Below are 15,600 nucleotides of genomic sequence, written 5' to 3'. Positions count from 1 at the left end.
CCTTTTGAGCGCCCATGTGATCAACTGCCTTCATGACGGGAGACACGGAGGACATCATCGCCTTGCGCGCGGCACTTGCCGCAGCCGAGGTGCGTGCCCAGGTCGCCGAACTCCGGGCCGCTGATGCAGAAGCGCGCGCGGCCAGCGCCGAAGCGCAGATTGCCCATCTCAAACATCTTATCGCGCGGATGCGCCAGGACCGTTTCGGCGCCTCGTCGGAGCGGGGGCGCCGCCTGCTGGCCCAGCTCGAACTCGAACTGGAAGAACTGGAGACGACGCTCGCCGAGGACGCGCCCGAAAATGCGGCGGATCCCGCCGTCCGTGCGACAGCACCCAGGAGCAACCGGGGGCGCCAGCCCCTGCGTGCCGATCTGCCGCGCGAGCGGGTCGTCATCCCCGCACCGATACAGTGTCCGTGCTGTGGCAGCGATCGTCTGAGCAAACTGGGGGAGAGCGTCACCGAGACGCTGGAGGTGATCCCGCGCCAGTTCAAGGTCATACAGACGGTGCGGGAGAAGTTCACCTGCCGGGACTGCGAGAGCATCACCCAGCCACCCGCCCCCTTCCATCCGATCGCACGCGGACGTGCCGGCCCATGGCTGCTATCGACCATCCTGTGCGACAAATTCCTGCAACATCTGCCGCTGAACCGCCAGAGCGATGCCTTTGCCCGCGAAGGGATCGATCTCGACACGTCGACACTCGCCGACTGGGTGGGGGCCTGCACCGCGACGCTGGCCCCCCTGACGACGCTGATCCGGGCGCATGTGCTGGCGGCACAACGCCTGCACGCGGACGACACCACCGTGCCGGTTCTGGCGAAAGGCCGGACAGTCACCGGACGATTGTGGAATTATGTGCGCGACGATCACCCCTTTGGAGGCACGGCACCGCCAGCCGTCTGGTTCCGTTATTCCCGGGACCGCAAGGGCGAACATCCCACGGATCATCTCACCGGCTGGACCGGCATTGTGCAGTCAGACGCCTATGCGGGTTACAACACTCTGGCGAAGCCGGGACGCCAGCCCGCGCCGGTCGTCTCCGCCGGATGCTGGGCCCACGGACGTAGAGGGCTGTTCAAAATCGCCGAAAAGGACAAGGCTCCACTGGCGATCGAGGCGGTGCGCCGGATCGACGCCATATTCCAAGCCGAGCGCACCATCAACGGCACGCCCCCGGAACACCGGATGGCAGTCCGTCAAACAGACATAGCCCCTCTCGTCGACGATCTGTTCGACTGGATGCGGACGTGTTGCCGGCGCATGTCGACCAAAAATCCCGTTGCCCAGGCCATGAACTATTTTCTACGGCATGCCGATACATTCACATGTTTCCTCACAGATGGCCGTATCTGTCTGACGAACAATGCAGCAGAACGCGCCCTACGCGGCATCGCCCTGGGCAGGAAAGCCTGGTTGTTCGCTGGTTCCGATCGTGGCGGAGAGCGCGCCGCCGCCATGTATTCCCTGATCGTCACCGCGCGCCTGAACAATGTCGATCCTCAGGCCTGGCTCGCCGATGTCCTGGCACGGATCAATGACATCCCCAATCCACGCCTCTATGAACTTCTTCCCTGGAACTGGAAAACCAGCCAGCACGTCCACAATACCATCGCCGCCTGAATATGACCGCGTCTCTCGCCGGATGCTTACGATGACCGAGCATGGCTACCAGCATCTGCTGCGCGGCGGCGCGCCCCACTGACACCCTGAATCGTTGCGTGACCTGCAAGACCTGTTGCAGGTGCGGGGCGTAGCGGGCAACGGGACGGTCTGGCATACTCTCGCGAGCAAGTACTTGCCCTGTTCCCACCCGTTACGCATCGGAGACGACGCCATGAGCCGCGCCAACTGGCGGTCGGCGGGCGCGTACGAGGGCCTGCGGTCGCTCGACGCTCCTGCCTTTGCCTTGCAGTTTGTCAGTCGCAATCGGGACTTTATCCGTGATCGTGCCGCCCTTCAGCGCGCCGCGCTCCGGGCCGCGCTGTCCACGTCAGACGCCGAAGCCTTCGCCCGGCGCTGGGGGTTGCGATTTCGAGAGTGTCCGCACGGCCCTCAATCCGCGTACCGCCCGCTGGACTGTTGCGGTATCGCCGGCCGTGATTGCGGTTGTCCGCCTGCCGACAGCACTGGCTGACGCGGCGTATCATCCGGTCTCCCTCGCTCGGGCAGAACTGCCGCCTGATATGGCGGGAGAAGTGCTGGTCGAGCAGGGGGAGATGATCCTGCGGCTGTACGTCTTGCCGCCTGACGGGGCTCAGCTCGGCGTGCTCCTGCCGCTCGACGCGCTGTTCGAGGTGCGTGTCCAGGCCGCCCTGCGGCTCTGGCGCGTGCTGATGGATCGGCGTCCCGGTCGTGATCCGGCCTGCCTGTCATCCGATCGCATCCGCAGGCTGATCCTGGCGCTCCGGACGCTCGATGGCCTGGACGACGGGGTGTCGCAGCGCGAGATCGCCGGCGTCCTGTTCGGTCGGGAGGTTTCCGCAGGGGACTGGCTCTCCCATGATCTGCATTTCCGCATGAAACGGCTGGTGCGTTTTGCGCGGGGACTGACTGACGGAGGATATCGGCGCCTGCTACTGCACCCGTTTCGGGGACGATAGTGGATGATGAATGTCTTGTAGGGCCGGAAGAACAGAACAAGGAGGCTGATAGTATCCATGGCCTCACTGCTGGCCGCTCCGGTGCTTTGTGTCGAGGAAAACCGAAAATGGTCCGCTATTGGAGACGCGTGACGGTTCGTTGAAAAGAAGAAGTGAGGCTTCAGATACATAAGGAGAAAATAGTCCATTCCTGAACATTATACGTCAAAAGATAACGTTGACACGAGCCATCGCATGTTTGCATCGGGAATGTTTCTGCAGGGGCAGTTATTTTGTAATCGAATACCGCAACCCAGATATGGAAAACCTGCCCGGAAAAATTGGCCTGACGGCGAATTTTTCCGGACATTTATTCGAAGTTTATCAGGTGGTCAGGAGCTTTTCACTGGTCAACCGCATGACGATGCCATGCCGGAGCGCATGCAAGCCCTCGATTTCAACTTCAATGTCGCGAGCCTTGAGTTTGGATACGATCTTCTCAATCATAGCCACCGAGGTCACGTCCCAGAAATGGGCGTTGTTCAGCCTGATGACGACCCGGCGCGCATTGGTCCTGAAGTCGATCTGATCGTGAAGAAGGTCAGACGAAGCAAAGAAAACCTGTCCCTCAACCTCGTAGATATCCGTACCCTCTTCTCTGATCTTTTTGACGTGCATCAAATGCGTCATAGACCAGGCAAAGAACACACCACTGAGCAGAACACCGACGAGCACACCTAGAGCCAGATCCGAGGATGCGACAGTCACGGCAACGGTTACGACCATGACGAGGCTTGAGAGCTTTGGAAAACGCGCAAGATCACGCAGGGATGACCACGAGAATGTGCTGATTGAGACCATGCACATAATGGCGACAAGGGCAGCCATTGGAATGCGGGCGACATAAGTATGCAGCATGACCATCAGAAACAGCAGGAAAGCGCCGGCAGTAAAGGTCGACAGACGTCCTTGGCCGCCGTACCGAAGATTGCCGACTGTCTGCCCTACCATACCGCACCCGGCGATGCCGCCGAACAGTCCTACAAACACATTCGAGACACCAAGACCTACGCATTCCATTCTGGGATCACCGTGCGTGTCGGTCTCATCATCCACGACACCTGCTGTCATTAGAGATTCAAGGAGGCCCACAGATGCCATCGCAAGGGCATAGGGAAACACAATTTTCAGTGTGGCCAGATTGAATGGTACGTGGGGGATCGTAAAAGCAGGAAGGCCTGTCGGCAGCGTGCCCAGATCAGAGACAGTGTGCACCGGCATTGGATACCACATCGTGATGCCTGTCAGAACTACGATACAGATCAGGGGCGACGGTATCAGGGTTGATATCCGTGGCATGAGATAGATGATGGCAAGCCCAAGGGCAATCAGTGCATACGTGTGCCACGTCACATGAAGCATTTGTGGTAACTGTGCCGAAAAGATCAGGATCGCGAGAGCATTCACAAAGCCGGTGCGGACCTCAGCCGATACGAAGCGCATAATGACCTGAAAGCCAAGCGCACCGAAAATGATCTGTAGTCCGCCAGCCAGTAATGTCGCGACGAGAAGGTATTGAAGCCCGTAGCTATGCACGAGGGCCGCGGCTACGAGGGCCACGGAACCCGCCGCCCCTGAGATCATTCCCGGGCGGCCACCGGTGATGGAAATGGCGACGCTAATGACAAATGACGCGAAAAGGGAGACGGCGGGAGAGACGCCGGCAACGTAGGAGAAAGCAATGACCTCGGGAATGAGGGCGAAGGTGCCGACCATTCCGGCCAGCACTTCGCGCAGCGGGTTATAAGCCCACTGCGACCGATAAGTCGCAAAGTTCATGGCGTTTTTTCGAAACCTCTCTAGGTAGTAAGCACGCTCAATAAGGTTTCGTCGTATTGTGGCCCGACGCGGCAATGGTGCTTGCAGGGTAGTCAGGTCGTGAGGTCGATGCAACCCGAGAAGACAGACCAGCCAACACAACGTTGACTGCTGCAATGGCGTGATCGTCTTGTGAGGACCGACATCCCAACGTCCCAGAACGTATGGACTGTAGACCGCTGCCCCACTGTTGAACCCGGCTTTCTTTCTCTGTTGGCTGAACCGGACGGCGACACGATGCAGTAAGCGGTCCAGGCCCCATGTCCTTGGCTACTGGGTCATGGGGCCCGGCATGGGCTAAGTTCGCAATTTGCTGAGAGCAGACCATATGGCATGGGTTATGGTTCAGAAACTGGCAGACTGGCTCGTGTCATCGCAGCATGATGTCCGCTTACCGAAACCTTCAGCAGAACTTTGTATGATTGGGACGAGGGCGAAAGCCGAAATCCAGTTGGTTCGGTCGCCCGGTTCGAGGCGGCCGCGTCGCCATCTCCCGCCAGTCAAGGACCGATCTCGCCCCCCGATGAGATCGGTCCTAGTCCCGGAAGACCTCGCTCCGCCACGCTGATCCCTGCTGGCCGCATCTGTCCCGCGGCCCCAGCCAGCGACCACGGAGCCACCTCATGTCCGCCAATTACAGCGATCTGCCGCCGCGCTATCTGCGCACGCCCGACGCCTCGCGCTTCGTCGGACTATCTATTCGCACACTGGAGAAACACCGGATCTACGGCACCGGACCGCGCTACTCGAAGCTCGGTGGCCGCGTGGTCTATCGGGTGGATGAGTTGCAGGCCTGGGTCGAGAGTGGTGCCCGCGCCCATACCTCGGACACCACTGCCGGCGTCGTGCCGGCGGCCGCGCGGCAAAGTCCGCTGATTCCGCCGACATCACGCGGGAGCCGTCGCTGATGCCTCCGCCCGGCAGGGCGCGCTCCGAGCGCGAGCAACTGGAACTCTTCCACGCTATCGCGGGAGATTTCGCTCCTCGTGACGCACAGGATCTGATGGCGTTTCCGTTCTTCAGCCTCGCCAAATCCCCCCGCATGGTCCCGATCGATTACCGGACCCCGGACGTCACCATCCGGGTCGAGGCGTCTGCCGAACATGGCATGGCCACGATCTGGGATGCTGACGTGCTGATCTGGGCCGCCAGCCATCTCGTTGCCGCGCGTGACGCCGGTCGGCGCACGTCGCGGCTGATGGTGGCCAGCCCGCGCGAGATCCTGACCTTCATCGGTCGGGGCGACAGCGCGCGGGACTATGAGCGGCTGGAAGCGGCCTTCGACCGGCTGCAATCCACCACGATCAAGACGTCGCTGCGGCAGACCGGCAAGGGGCAACTGCACCGCTTTTCCTGGATCAACGAATGGAAACGGCATACCGCGCGGGAAGGGCGCACCCGCGTGATCGAACTGATCCTGCCCGACTGGTTCTACCAGGCGGTTCTCGATGACGCGCTCGTGCTGACCATCGACCCGGCCTATTTTGGCCTCACCGGCGGTCTGGAGCGCTGGCTCTATCGCATCGTGCGCAAGCATGGCGGTCGCCAGCGTGCGGGCTGGGCCTTCGGCCTGCGCCATCTCTACGAAAAATCCGCCAGTCTTTCCCCCTATCGGCGCTTTGCCTTCGAACTGCGCGACATGGCGAAGCGGCAGCCCTTTGCCGGCTATCGGCTGTCGGTGCGTCCCGACCGCAACGGCAATGACACGCTGGCCTTTGCACCTGTCAAATTATCCACAGGCGTCTGTGGACAAGCTGTGAGTTCATCCGTGCTATCAGTTGTGGATTTATCCGTGCCATCACTGCCACGGCATCCGTGCTATCGTTTGCGGAAAACGCCGAATCATGACATTGAATCAATTGGTTACGACGCCCTTAACTTAGATTCTAACTTAAAAGAGTCTAACTTTAAGGATGTTGGCCCCCCTGCCGATCCGTGGAAAACCCCCGGAGAGGGGCCATGATCGTGGCTTTCCTCAACCAGAAGGGCGGCGTCGGCAAGACGACTCTGGCGCTGCATCTCGCCGGCCAATGGGCTCGGGAAGGCCAGCGCGTGACGGTCATCGACGCCGATCCGCAGGGTTCGGCGCTGGACTGGTCGGCGCAGCGCGCGCGGGAAGGACTGCCCCGGCTGTTCGGCGTGATCGGGCTGGCACGCGACACACTCCACCACGAGGCGCCCCAACTAGCTCAGGGGGTGGATCACGTCGTCATCGACGGTCCGCCTCGGGTGGCGGCATTATTGCGCTCCGCTCTGCTGGCTGCCGACCTGGTGCTGATTCCCGCGCAGCCTTCGCCGTTCGACGGATGGGCTTCGGCCGAGATGCTGCGGCTGCTGGAGGACGCGCGCTTCTTCCGTCCCGGCCTGCTGGCCCGCTTCGTGCTCAACCGCTGCGCCGCGCGCACGGTCATCGCCCGCGAAACCCGGCTGGCGCTGATGGGGCATGAGCCTGCCGCTCTAGCGGCGCGGATCGGCCAGCGGGTTGCTTTCGCCGACGCCGCGCGCACCGGCCGCCTGGTCTGCGACCTGCGCCCGCACGGGATTGCCGCCCGCGAAATCGCCGCCCTGACGGCCGAGATCGGGGGGCTGGTGCCATGACCCTCCTGACCGGCGACAGCGCGCTCCTGATGCCCTGGCACGGCCCCTACGACATGATCCTGGTCGACCCGCCCTATGGCGATACGTCGCTCGCCTGGGACCGGCGCGTGGCGGACTGGCCCGGCAAGGCACTCGCCGCCCTGAAACCGAGCGGCTCGCTCTGGGTCTTCGGCTCCCTGCGGAGCTTTCTCGCATCCAACGCGGCATTTCGGAATGCGGGCTGGAAATATGCTCAGGAACTGGTCTGGGAGAAGCAGAACGGTTCCAGCTTCCATGCCGATCGCTTCCGCCGCGTGCATGAACTGATCGTCCAGTTCTATCGCGACGATACGCCCTGGCGCGCCGTCTACAATGTTGTTCCCACCACGTCCGATGCGCGGGCGCGCACGGTAAGGCGGAGACACCGGCCGCCCCACATGGGCCGGATCGATGCCGGCCATTACGTGAGCGAGGATGGCGGCCCGCGCCTGATGCGCTCCGTGATTCCGGTCCGCAATGCGCATGGGCGCGCCATCCATCCCACCGAGAAGCCGGTGGCACTGCTGGAGATCCTGATCCGCACGAGCTGCCCACCAGGTGGCCTGGTGGGCGACTGGTTCGCCGGCTCGGGCGCGGCCGGTGTCGCCTGCCGGCTCGCCGGTCGGCGCTATGTCGGCTGCGAGATCGATCCAGTCATGGCGCAAAAGGCGCGCGACCGCATCGCCTCCGTGCTGCCGCTCGGCGAAGGAATTTCGCCATGACGGAACGTCGCACGCCGCCCGGCTTCGCGGCGCGTCCCGCCGATCCCGAACGCTGGGTCAGGGCGCCGGACAAGCCTTCGACCATCAACCGCTTTACCGCCCGGCTGACCATCGACGTCACGCCGGCGCTGCGCGCGCGGCTCAAGGTCGCGGCGTTCCAGCGCGGCATCACGGTCGCCGACATGCTGCGCGCGCTGCTGGCCCGCGAGTTCCCCGATACTGCTGGAGATGTGCCATGACCGACACCCTCGCTCATGTCGAACTGACCTGGATCGAGAAGCGCATCGAGCACTGGATCCGCTTCGGCTCTGTCGCCCATGAGCAGATTCTCGATCGTCGTCGGCGGATACTGAGCTTTCCGCCGGACACCGTATTCGCCTTCCTGCGCTGGGCAGCGAACGATTACGGCACGGTGGTGTCCTGCATCGACATCGTGCGCGTCACCCGTCCCGGCGAGCCGTATCAGACGGTGCCGTTCGTGCGCCCCGGCGGGGAGAGCCTGTTGCGCCAGAGCGGTTGGCCGAAGGTCCGTCTGGTGCTCGAAGCTGTCGATCGTATCGAAGCTATCGGCATCGACCCCGTCGACGTGGCGCCCGAGCATTGGCGGCATCTGCACAATCGGATGCTCTCCGGGCAGGCGGCACGCTCCTACACGCGCGACCGCCATCAGGCCTGGCTGCGCCGGAGGGCGGTGTCATGACGCGCCTTGGTTGGTTCTTCACCACGTATTTCGCAATACTCGGTGTTGGCACGTCAGTGGCGATTCATCCGGCGCCCCGGCTGATCTGGAATGCCACCGCCAGTACACCGGTCGGATTGTATCGCCTGCAATCGGTAAGCACCCTGCATGTCGACGACCTGATCGCGATCCGACCACCGGCCGACATTGCCACGATGCTGGCGCACGGCGGCTATCTGCCCCTCGGTGTGCCGCTGCTCAAGCCGGTTGCCGCACTGCCGGGGCAATTGGTCTGCCGGATCGGTACTGCTGTTTCGGTCGACGGCAAGGCGCTTGGCGAGGCACTCGCCTACGATCATCGCGGTCGTCCGCTGCCGATCTGGCAAGGCTGTCGGCACGTCCTGCCCGGCCAGATTTTCGTCATGAACGCAGCAGTCCCGACCAGTCTTGACGGTCGCTATTTCGGCATCCTGCCGGTCGCTGCGGTGCTCGGCCGCGCGCAGCCGCTGTGGCTCGTGCCGTCACCGATGTCTCCCACCCCCAAGCAGAAACGAGGCTGACATGGCCCAGATCGGAACTTTTACACGCACGGCTGACGGCTTCGCCGGTCGGCTGCGCACGCTCGCCCTCGACGTCGAACTAACGATCGTGCCGGCGACATCGTCGGACGCCGAGCATGCGCCCGATTATCGCGTCCATCTCGGTGACGCCGATGCCGGACCAGAGGTCGGCGCGGCCTGGAAACGCACCGGCGAGAAGGCGGGCACCTATCTCTCGCTGGTTCTCGACGACCCCATGCTGGCGCAGCCGATCCGCGCCAATCTGTTCCAGTCCGATCGTCAGGGGCGTGCCTTCCATCTGGTCTGGAGCCGCCCGGTGAAGCGTGATGACCGGCGGTAAGGCGGCGCTCCGTCTGCTCGGTGTCGTGCTTCCGGCCGTCGTTTCATTGACGGTGCCGACGCATAATGCGGTTGCCGATCCCTACGCCGACATGATCGCGGAAGCCGCCACGCGCGCGCAGATTCCGGCCTCATGGATTGCTGCCGTGCTGCACGCGGAGAGCAGGGGCGATGCGCATGCCGTGTCGTCGGCGGGTGCGATGGGGCTCATGCAGGTGATGCCCGGAACATGGGCCAGCCTGCGTACGTCGCTCGGCCTCGGCGACGATCCGTTCGACCCGCGTGACAACATTCTGGCTGGTGCGACCTATCTGCGCTGGATGCGGGATCGCTATGGCGAAGCCGGATTTCTGGCTGCTTATAATGCCGGTCCCGCGCGCTATGACGAGCATCTCGCAACCGGCCGACCACTGCCTGCCGAGACGCGGGATTACGTTGCATCGGTCAGCGCGCGGCTGGCTCTTCCGCCTGCCGATGACATCGTGATCGGTGCTTCGGAGACACCGTCCTGGCAGAGATCTTCACTCTTTCCGGCGTCATTCCTGCGCACAGGAAATGCCCCTCGGCATGGCGAGAGCGCGCATGATCCGGTGCATGCCGATGACGCTCGCCCGACAGACTGGACGGCACTCGCACCGCAGTCGGTCGGGCTGTTCATCGCCTCAGGGCATGGGGAAGCACGTCGATGACCCCCGTTCCGGTCCATCGGGCGTTGGCGGGCCATGGGTGCCTTTGGGAGGGGGCGCTGGGGGGAGGCTGGCAACGGAGGGAAGGACGGCAAGGTAAAAGCAGCGCCCGTTCGGGGCTGCATGTGGTTGGTTTGATTGGAGAATTTGTCCTGTCACCACGCACCGCCTGCGGCTCTTCGTCCATTTTCTACAATGTTTTCAACGATCCGGGCGCCGTCAGGGGTGAAACGGAGCGGAGAGCGGGCCATGGCAACACGCGATGACGGCCTGACTGTCCGGCCCGGCCGCATCCAGCATGGCAATCAGGGCGCACGCCCGAAATCCTTCGTTGGCGAGGTCATGCGTGCCGCGAAGAGGGCCGGTCATACCGGCACCCGGTTCGGAGCGAAGGGCAGGGGAGGCGGTGGCGGCTCCCGTTTCGGGCGCGGCCGACGCGCGGCCCTGTCCATGCGGCTGCGCAGCAATGCCCGTCGGGTCGTGGTCAAGGCGCGCGTCATCCGTCAGCAGGGCACGCGCTTCCGCTCCGCGCCGCTCGCCCGCCACATCGCCTATCTCAGACGCGAGGGCGTGACCCGCGACGGTGCCAAAGCCCATCTGTTCGATGCCGGCTCCGACGAAGCGGACAGCAAGGCCTTCGCGGAACGCTGCGCCGACGACCGCCATCATTTCCGTTTCATCGTCTCGCCCGAGGATGCGGCGCGGATGGAGGACCTGCGGGGTTTCGTGCGCGAACTGATGCAGGACATGGAGCGCGACCTGGGCACCAAGCTGGACTGGGTCGGGGTGGATCACTGGAACACCGACAATCCGCACATCCACATCCTGGTGCGCGGGGTTGCCGATGACGGCAAGGATCTGGTGATCAGCCGCGCCTATATCAGCCAGGGCCTACGCGACCGTGCTGCCGAACGGGTGACGCTGGAACTTGGCCCGCGCAGCGAGCAGGAGATCCGCACCGCCCTGGACACCGAGATCGGCGCCGATCGCTGGACCAGCCTCGATCGAGCGTTGCAGGACATCAGCGATGAGGGCGGCGGCATTGTCGATCTCCGTCCCGGCGCCGGTGCCGAAGACCCGGAACTGCGGCGTCTGCTGGTGGGGCGGGCGACCAAGCTGGAGGGGCTTGGCCTGGCCGAGCGGGTCGGGGTGGCACGCTGGACCCTCAAGCCGGGGCTGGAGGCGACCCTGCGCGATCTCTCCATCCGGGGCGACATCATCAAGACCATGCACCGCGCCATGTCCGGTGGCGGGGCGGAACCCGATGTCGCGGGTTTCGCGATCCATGGCGAGAAGCTGGCCGATCCCGTCATTGGCCGGCTGGTCGAGCGCGGGCTGGATGACGAACTGAAGGGTTCGGGGTACGTGGTCATTGCCGGCACCGACGGGCGGACGCATCATGTCCGTTTCCCCGATCTGGACCTGGCCGGCGATGCCAGGACCGGTGCGATCGTCGAAACCCGAGCTTGGGAAGACGCCAAAGGACAACAGCGCCTGTCACAGGCGACCCGATCGGACTTCACGCTGGCCGAGCAGGTGACGGCACCCGGTGCGACCTGGCTCGACCGCCAGTTACTCGCGAAGGATCCGGCGCTGGCCAATGCGGGTTTCGGCGGAGAAGTCCGCGAGGCCATGGCGCAGCGGATCGATCATCTGGCGTCCGAGGGGCTGGCCCGACGGCAGGGCGAGCGCGTGGTGTTCGCACCCGACCTGATCGGCACCCTGCGTCAGCGCGATCTCGATCAGGCGGTCGCCAGATTGGCGGCGCAGAACGGGCTGGAGCACCGCCCCGCGAAGGAAGGTGAGATTGTCTCGGGGGTCTATCGCCAACGGGTCAATCTGTCCTCTGGCCGCTTCGCGATGGTCGATGACGGGCTGGGCTTCCAGCTCGTGCCGTGGCGCCCGGCGCTGGAGCAAAAGCTCGGACGGCAGGTTTCCGGCACCCTGTCGCCGGGCGGGTCGGTGGACTGGAATCTCGGGCGCAAGCGCGGGCTCGGGATTTGATGTTGGCTGGCCCGCCTGCAGGTTTTCGGCTGACAAAGCGGGTGCTTCATAAGTATGATGAAGTATGCTCGCTTGAAAGGAGCCGTCTCATGTCCACAATCGAACGTATGACCATCACCGTGCCGTCCGAAATGGCCGCGATCCTGCGCCAGTCCGTCGATGGGGGCGAATATGCCTCGACCAGCGAGGTGGTGCGCGAGGCATTGCGCGAGTGGATGCGCCGGCGCGATACCGACCGTCGTGATCTCGACGCCCTGCGGGAGGCGATCCGGCTTGGCGATGAGAGCGGGTCGAGCATCCCGGCCGAAACCGTCTTCGCCGAATTGCGCGACGTGATCGCTCGGCGTCGCGCGCAGGGATGAAACGGCTTGGCTTCGCTCCGGCCGCGCGCGCCGACCTTCTGGAGATCGCGCTCTACATCGCCGAGGACAATCCCGAGCGGGCCATGAGTTTCGTGGCCGAACTGGAGGCGAAGGCCGCCACCGCGGCGCAGCATCCGGGGAGCTTTCCGGCGCGCGATGAGATCAGTCCCGGATTGAGGGTCATTGTTCACGGCCGCTACCTGCTGTTCTACCGTGAACTGGCCGACGAGGTGCGCATCGTCCGTGTGCTTCATGGCGCACGGGATCTGCCGCAGATATTCGACTCGTAAAGTCAGTGGTTTCCTTGGGATCGCGGGCAGCGGCCGTCACTGACGATGAACTTCGCCGCCATCACGATGATCAGAACGTAGAGGCGATCATCAGGCGGAGGCATTTTTACCGTACCGGCTTCTTCTCCACATGCGACGACAAGGCAATCGGAGTTTCTCAGCATGACAGGGCGAAATAAGGTGCCATCGACCTGTTATCCGGCCACTCGTCAAGATGAGCGCACGCTTGTCGAGTTGCTGGAACAGGGCGAGCGAAGCGGCGTCAGCAAGCGCACGATTCTCGATATTTTTGCCGCCGTGCAGGCGGACAGGCAGGCCGTCCGTTTATTGTCCGCGCCTATCCGGCGGCCCGAGACGTCATAATTAGACCTTGAACGCTGGCGAAGCGAGCCGTTTGGTCGGTTCCTGTCATGAACCAGACCAAGATCCTCTGGGGATCGGTGTTTGCCGTCAGCACCGTGATCCTCGCTTTCACCTGGACTGCTACCCAGTGGACCGCCTGGCATCTCGGCTTCCAGCCGCAGCTTGGCGCTCCGTGGGTCACGCTGCTCGGCTGGCCGGTCTATTACCCGCCGGAGTTCTTCTGGTGGTGGTTCGCCTACGACGCCTACGCTCCGGATATCTTCACCACGGGCGGTTACATCGCTGCATCGGGTGGCATTGCTGCTGTCATCGTCGCGATCACAATGTCCGTCTGGCGCGCCCGCGAGAAGAAACGCGCCACCACTTATGGTTCGGCGCATTGGGCCGACCCGCGCGAGATCCGTCGCGCCGGATTACTCGCCCCCGATGGCGTGGTGCTGGGCCGCTCGGCCGATGCCTATCTTCGCCATGACGGGCCGGAACATGTGCTGTGCTTCGCTCCGACCCGCTCGGGCAAGGGCGTCGGTCTGGTGGTGCCGACACTACTGACCTGGCCAGGTGCGGCCATCGTTCATGACATCAAGGGCGAGAACTGGACATTGACCGCCGGGTGGCGCGCGCGCTTTGGTCGGGTGTTGCTGTTCGATCCAACCAATCTTGCCAGTGCGGCCTACAATCCGTTGCTCGAGGTCCGGCGCGGTGAGCGGGAAGTCCGCGACGTGCAGAACATCGCCGATGTGCTGGTTGATCCCGAGGGCGCCCTTGAGAAGCGCAACCATTGGGAGAAGACCAGCCACGCCCTGCTGGTCGGCACCATCCTGCATGTCCTTTACGCGGAGGAGGACAAGACCCTAGCCGGGGTCGCCAATTTCCTCTCCGATCCGAAACGCGCGATCGAGACCACGCTGCGCGCTATGATGACCACTCCCCATCTCGGGGCGAAAGGCGTGCATCCGGTGGTGGCCAGTTCGGCACGGGAATTGCTCAACAAGAGCGACAATGAACGCTCCGGCGTGCTGTCCACCGCCATGTCGTTCCTCGGCCTGTATCGCGATCCGGTCGTGGCGCATGTGACCCGGCGCTGCGACTGGCGGATCCGCGATCTTGTTGCCGGCACCCATCCGGCGACGCTCTATCTGGTGGTGCCACCCTCGGATATCAGCCGCACCAAGCCGCTGGTGCGCCTGGTGCTGAATCAGATCGGCCGTCGGCTGACCGAGGAACTGGAGGCAAAGCGGCGTCATCGCTTGCTGCTGATGCTCGATGAATTCCCGGCGCTGGGACGGCTGGATTTCTTCGAGAGCGCCCTGGCCTTCATGGCGGGCTATGGGATCAAGAGCTTCCTGATCGGCCAGAGCCTGAACCAGATCGAGAAAGCCTATGGCCAGAACAACTCGATCCTCGATAATTGCCATGTCCGGGTCAGCTTCGCGACCAATGATGAACGGACGGCGAGGAGGGTATCGGACGCGCTGGGCACCGCGACCGAGATCCGTGACGCCAAGAACTATGCTGGACACCGTCTGTCGCCGTGGCTCGGGCATCTGATGGTGACGCGCCACGAAACCGCGCGGCCGCTGCTGACGCCCGGCGAGATCATGCAGCTTCCCCCTGACGAAGAACTGGTACTGGTCTCGGGCTGCCCGCCGATCCGGGCGCGCAAGGCGCGGTATTTCGAAGACGCCGAACTGGCCGCGCGCGTCCTCCCGCCACCCAGGTTCAAACCACCGCAGTCTCCAGAGGGAACGCCGCCCATCGGACCGCAGCCGCAGGGGGACTGGGCCGACGTAGCCCAGCCGCCTCCTGCCAGCAATGCGGATGATGATCCTGCCAATGCCGGCATTCGCCGTGAGCCGGAATTGCCGGAACAGGAAGAGGTGGTGCAGGCGCCGAGAAAGCCGGTGCATGAATTCGACCCGCCCGAGGCTGAGGCTGAGGACGATGCGACGCGAGCACAGACCTTGCGGTGCGGCGAGCGGGCTCTCGCACGGCAGGTCTCCCTCGATCCCGCGGACCGGATGGGGCTGTGACCGCCATGCGGATCAAACACACGATCCGGCTACCCGCTGACCTTAGTGTCAGGCTCGCCGATTACGCCGCCCGCAAGAAGGTGCCGCGGGCGCTGATCGTGGAAACGGCATTGGCGTCGTTCCTGTCGCCGGATGGGCCGGAGCGGCTTGAAGCGGCGCTCGCCCGTCGGCTGGATCGGATGACGCGGCAGTTGGAGCGCATGGAACGGCGGGTGACGATCTCCAATGAATCGATAGCTGTGTTCGTGCGGTTCTGGCTGACCAGCACGCCGCCGTTGCCGGATGCTGCTTTGGCTGCGGCGCAGAGCAAGGGGCGGGAGCGGTATGACGGGTTCATTGAAGCGGTGGGGCGCAGGCTTGCCAGAGGGAAGACGCTGGACGATGAGATGAGGGCGGACGTGGGGCTAGGTGAACGGGGGCAGGACGCCCCTGATCCGCCAGGCAATCTTGTAACGTGATGTCTGGGCTGGGATGAACGAACCCGCTGCGC

At 63.7% G+C, this 15,600-nt stretch carries 19 protein-coding genes and 1 pseudogene; 18 read left to right on the top strand and 2 right to left on the bottom strand.

Annotation, left to right across the window (positions count from 1 at the left end; genetic code table 11):
- Positions 1-32: 32 nt before the first annotated feature.
- The 3 genes and pseudogenes from tnpC to ABDK75_RS13100 all read left to right on the top strand — a co-directional run bounded on the left by tnpC (position 33) and on the right by ABDK75_RS13100 (position 2,602).
- Positions 33-1,622, top strand: a complete 1,590-nt coding sequence (gene tnpC / locus ABDK75_RS13110; protein WP_346006106.1) for an IS66 family transposase — start codon at positions 33-35, stop codon at positions 1,620-1,622.
- 214 nt (positions 1,623-1,836) lie between these two features.
- Positions 1,837-1,977 (top strand): annotated as a pseudogene (locus ABDK75_RS13105) (transcriptional regulator domain-containing protein); the annotation flags it as partial.
- Positions 1,916-2,602: a DUF2285 domain-containing protein gene (locus ABDK75_RS13100; RefSeq protein WP_239016127.1), complete on the top strand. Its 687-nt coding sequence runs from the start codon at positions 1,916-1,918 to the stop codon at positions 2,600-2,602. The pseudogene ABDK75_RS13105 and the gene ABDK75_RS13100, both read left to right, overlap by 62 nt.
- Positions 2,603-2,965: 363 nt before the next feature.
- On the opposite strand, the gene ABDK75_RS13095 is transcribed toward ABDK75_RS13100, so the two are convergent.
- Positions 2,966-4,420: a SulP family inorganic anion transporter gene (locus ABDK75_RS13095; RefSeq protein ID WP_003618757.1), complete on the bottom strand. Its 1,455-nt coding sequence runs from the start codon at positions 4,418-4,420 to the stop codon at positions 2,966-2,968.
- A 662-nt stretch (positions 4,421-5,082) separates the two neighbouring features.
- Here ABDK75_RS13095 and ABDK75_RS13090 point away from each other — a divergent pair.
- From ABDK75_RS13090 to ABDK75_RS13050, 9 genes are read left to right on the top strand one after another with little or no spacing between them, the layout of a single operon-like run.
- Complete coding sequence (locus ABDK75_RS13090; protein WP_003618758.1) at positions 5,083-5,367, top strand: AlpA family transcriptional regulator; 285 nt, start codon at positions 5,083-5,085, stop codon at positions 5,365-5,367.
- Positions 5,367-6,422, top strand: coding sequence for a replication initiator protein A (locus ABDK75_RS13085; RefSeq protein ID WP_048858929.1), 1,056 nt, complete (start codon positions 5,367-5,369; stop codon positions 6,420-6,422). The genes ABDK75_RS13090 and ABDK75_RS13085 overlap by 1 nt, the downstream gene beginning before the upstream one ends.
- Positions 6,419-7,057 (top strand): ParA family partition ATPase, encoded by a 639-nt coding sequence (gene parA / locus ABDK75_RS13080; RefSeq protein ID WP_003618761.1) that lies wholly within the window; start codon positions 6,419-6,421, stop codon positions 7,055-7,057. The genes ABDK75_RS13085 and parA overlap by 4 nt, the downstream gene beginning before the upstream one ends.
- Positions 7,054-7,797: a site-specific DNA-methyltransferase gene (locus ABDK75_RS13075; RefSeq protein WP_003618763.1), complete on the top strand. Its 744-nt coding sequence runs from the start codon at positions 7,054-7,056 to the stop codon at positions 7,795-7,797. Before parA ends, ABDK75_RS13075 begins: the two co-directional genes overlap by 4 nt.
- A complete protein-coding gene (locus ABDK75_RS13070; protein WP_003618765.1) occupies positions 7,794-8,036 on the top strand; it encodes a hypothetical protein in 243 nt (80 codons plus the stop codon). Before ABDK75_RS13075 ends, ABDK75_RS13070 begins: the two co-directional genes overlap by 4 nt.
- Complete coding sequence (locus ABDK75_RS13065; protein ID WP_048858930.1) at positions 8,033-8,497, top strand: DUF2840 domain-containing protein; 465 nt, start codon at positions 8,033-8,035, stop codon at positions 8,495-8,497. The genes ABDK75_RS13070 and ABDK75_RS13065 overlap by 4 nt, the downstream gene beginning before the upstream one ends.
- On the top strand, positions 8,494-9,036 hold the full coding sequence (locus tag ABDK75_RS13060) for a S26 family signal peptidase (protein ID WP_003618770.1): 543 nt from the start codon (positions 8,494-8,496) through the stop codon (positions 9,034-9,036). The genes ABDK75_RS13065 and ABDK75_RS13060 overlap by 4 nt, the downstream gene beginning before the upstream one ends.
- A gap of 1 nt (position 9,037) precedes the next feature.
- Entirely contained in the window at positions 9,038-9,376 is a 339-nt protein-coding gene (locus tag ABDK75_RS13055; protein ID WP_003618772.1) for a DUF736 domain-containing protein, read from the top strand.
- Positions 9,363-10,064, top strand: coding sequence for a lytic transglycosylase domain-containing protein (locus ABDK75_RS13050; protein WP_003618774.1), 702 nt, complete (start codon positions 9,363-9,365; stop codon positions 10,062-10,064). The genes ABDK75_RS13055 and ABDK75_RS13050 overlap by 14 nt, the downstream gene beginning before the upstream one ends.
- 216 nt (positions 10,065-10,280) lie before the next feature.
- Here the strand turns inward: ABDK75_RS13050 and ABDK75_RS13045 are convergent, their stop codons facing one another.
- Positions 10,281-10,658 (bottom strand): hypothetical protein, encoded by a 378-nt coding sequence (locus ABDK75_RS13045; protein ID WP_346006105.1) that lies wholly within the window; start codon positions 10,656-10,658, stop codon positions 10,281-10,283.
- On the opposite strand from ABDK75_RS13045, the gene ABDK75_RS13040 reads away from it, so the two are divergent.
- The 6 genes from ABDK75_RS13040 to ABDK75_RS13015 all read left to right on the top strand — a co-directional run bounded on the left by ABDK75_RS13040 (position 10,632) and on the right by ABDK75_RS13015 (position 15,568).
- Positions 10,632-12,065 carry a DUF3363 domain-containing protein gene (locus ABDK75_RS13040; RefSeq protein WP_346006104.1) on the top strand — a complete coding sequence of 478 codons (1,434 nt, stop codon included), beginning with the start codon at positions 10,632-10,634 and terminating at the stop codon, positions 12,063-12,065. The two genes, ABDK75_RS13045 and ABDK75_RS13040, sit on opposite strands and share 27 nt — an antisense overlap.
- 89 nt (positions 12,066-12,154) lie before the next feature.
- A complete protein-coding gene (locus tag ABDK75_RS13035; protein WP_019086914.1) occupies positions 12,155-12,427 on the top strand; it encodes a type II toxin-antitoxin system ParD family antitoxin in 273 nt (90 codons plus the stop codon).
- The gene (locus ABDK75_RS13030) at positions 12,424-12,717 is read left to right on the top strand and encodes a type II toxin-antitoxin system RelE/ParE family toxin (protein ID WP_346006103.1); all 294 of its coding nucleotides are present in this window, start codon (positions 12,424-12,426) and stop codon (positions 12,715-12,717) included. The genes ABDK75_RS13035 and ABDK75_RS13030 overlap by 4 nt, the downstream gene beginning before the upstream one ends.
- 162 nt (positions 12,718-12,879) lie before the next feature.
- Positions 12,880-13,080 (top strand): hypothetical protein, encoded by a 201-nt coding sequence (locus ABDK75_RS13025; RefSeq protein ID WP_019086912.1) that lies wholly within the window; start codon positions 12,880-12,882, stop codon positions 13,078-13,080.
- Between the two features lie 47 nt (positions 13,081-13,127).
- Positions 13,128-15,110 (top strand): conjugal transfer protein TraG, encoded by a 1,983-nt coding sequence (locus tag ABDK75_RS13020; RefSeq protein WP_346006102.1) that lies wholly within the window; start codon positions 13,128-13,130, stop codon positions 15,108-15,110.
- A 5-nt stretch (positions 15,111-15,115) separates the two neighbouring features.
- Complete coding sequence (locus ABDK75_RS13015) at positions 15,116-15,568, top strand: CopG family transcriptional regulator (protein ID WP_346006101.1); 453 nt, start codon at positions 15,116-15,118, stop codon at positions 15,566-15,568.
- Positions 15,569-15,600: the final 32 nt, after the last annotated feature.

Source organism: Gluconobacter sp. OJA (assembly GCF_039638325.1).
GTDB classification, from domain to species: Bacteria; Pseudomonadota; Alphaproteobacteria; order Acetobacterales; family Acetobacteraceae; genus Gluconobacter; species Gluconobacter cerinus.
Note: the sequence above shows the minus strand (reverse complement) of the source record. Positions and strands in the feature narration are given on the sequence as shown.

Bases quoted from the DNA above. Each gene is read 5' to 3' on its own strand.
- tnpC (WP_346006106.1), top strand. From the start codon at position 33: ATGACGGGAGACACGGAGGACATCATCGCCTTGCGCGCGGCACTTGCC.
- ABDK75_RS13075 (WP_003618763.1), top strand. From the start codon at position 7,054: ATGACCCTCCTGACCGGCGACAGCGCGCTCCTGATGCCCTGGCACGGC.
- ABDK75_RS13025 (WP_019086912.1), top strand. From the start codon at position 12,880: ATGACAGGGCGAAATAAGGTGCCATCGACCTGTTATCCGGCCACTCGT.
- ABDK75_RS13055 (WP_003618772.1), top strand. From the start codon at position 9,038: ATGGCCCAGATCGGAACTTTTACACGCACGGCTGACGGCTTCGCCGGT.
- ABDK75_RS13065 (WP_048858930.1), top strand. From the start codon at position 8,033: ATGACCGACACCCTCGCTCATGTCGAACTGACCTGGATCGAGAAGCGC.
- ABDK75_RS13095 (WP_003618757.1), bottom strand. From the start codon at position 4,420: ATGAACTTTGCGACTTATCGGTCGCAGTGGGCTTATAACCCGCTGCGC.
- ABDK75_RS13035 (WP_019086914.1), top strand. From the start codon at position 12,155: ATGTCCACAATCGAACGTATGACCATCACCGTGCCGTCCGAAATGGCC.
- ABDK75_RS13030 (WP_346006103.1), top strand. From the start codon at position 12,424: ATGAAACGGCTTGGCTTCGCTCCGGCCGCGCGCGCCGACCTTCTGGAG.
- ABDK75_RS13050 (WP_003618774.1), top strand. From the start codon at position 9,363: ATGACCGGCGGTAAGGCGGCGCTCCGTCTGCTCGGTGTCGTGCTTCCG.
- ABDK75_RS13060 (WP_003618770.1), top strand. From the start codon at position 8,494: ATGACGCGCCTTGGTTGGTTCTTCACCACGTATTTCGCAATACTCGGT.
- ABDK75_RS13085 (WP_048858929.1), top strand. From the start codon at position 5,367: ATGCCTCCGCCCGGCAGGGCGCGCTCCGAGCGCGAGCAACTGGAACTC.
- ABDK75_RS13015 (WP_346006101.1), top strand. From the start codon at position 15,116: ATGCGGATCAAACACACGATCCGGCTACCCGCTGACCTTAGTGTCAGG.
- parA (WP_003618761.1), top strand. From the start codon at position 6,419: ATGATCGTGGCTTTCCTCAACCAGAAGGGCGGCGTCGGCAAGACGACT.
- ABDK75_RS13045 (WP_346006105.1), bottom strand. From the start codon at position 10,658: ATGGGCTTTGGCACCGTCGCGGGTCACGCCCTCGCGTCTGAGATAGGC.
- ABDK75_RS13070 (WP_003618765.1), top strand. From the start codon at position 7,794: ATGACGGAACGTCGCACGCCGCCCGGCTTCGCGGCGCGTCCCGCCGAT.
- ABDK75_RS13020 (WP_346006102.1), top strand. From the start codon at position 13,128: ATGAACCAGACCAAGATCCTCTGGGGATCGGTGTTTGCCGTCAGCACC.
- ABDK75_RS13090 (WP_003618758.1), top strand. From the start codon at position 5,083: ATGTCCGCCAATTACAGCGATCTGCCGCCGCGCTATCTGCGCACGCCC.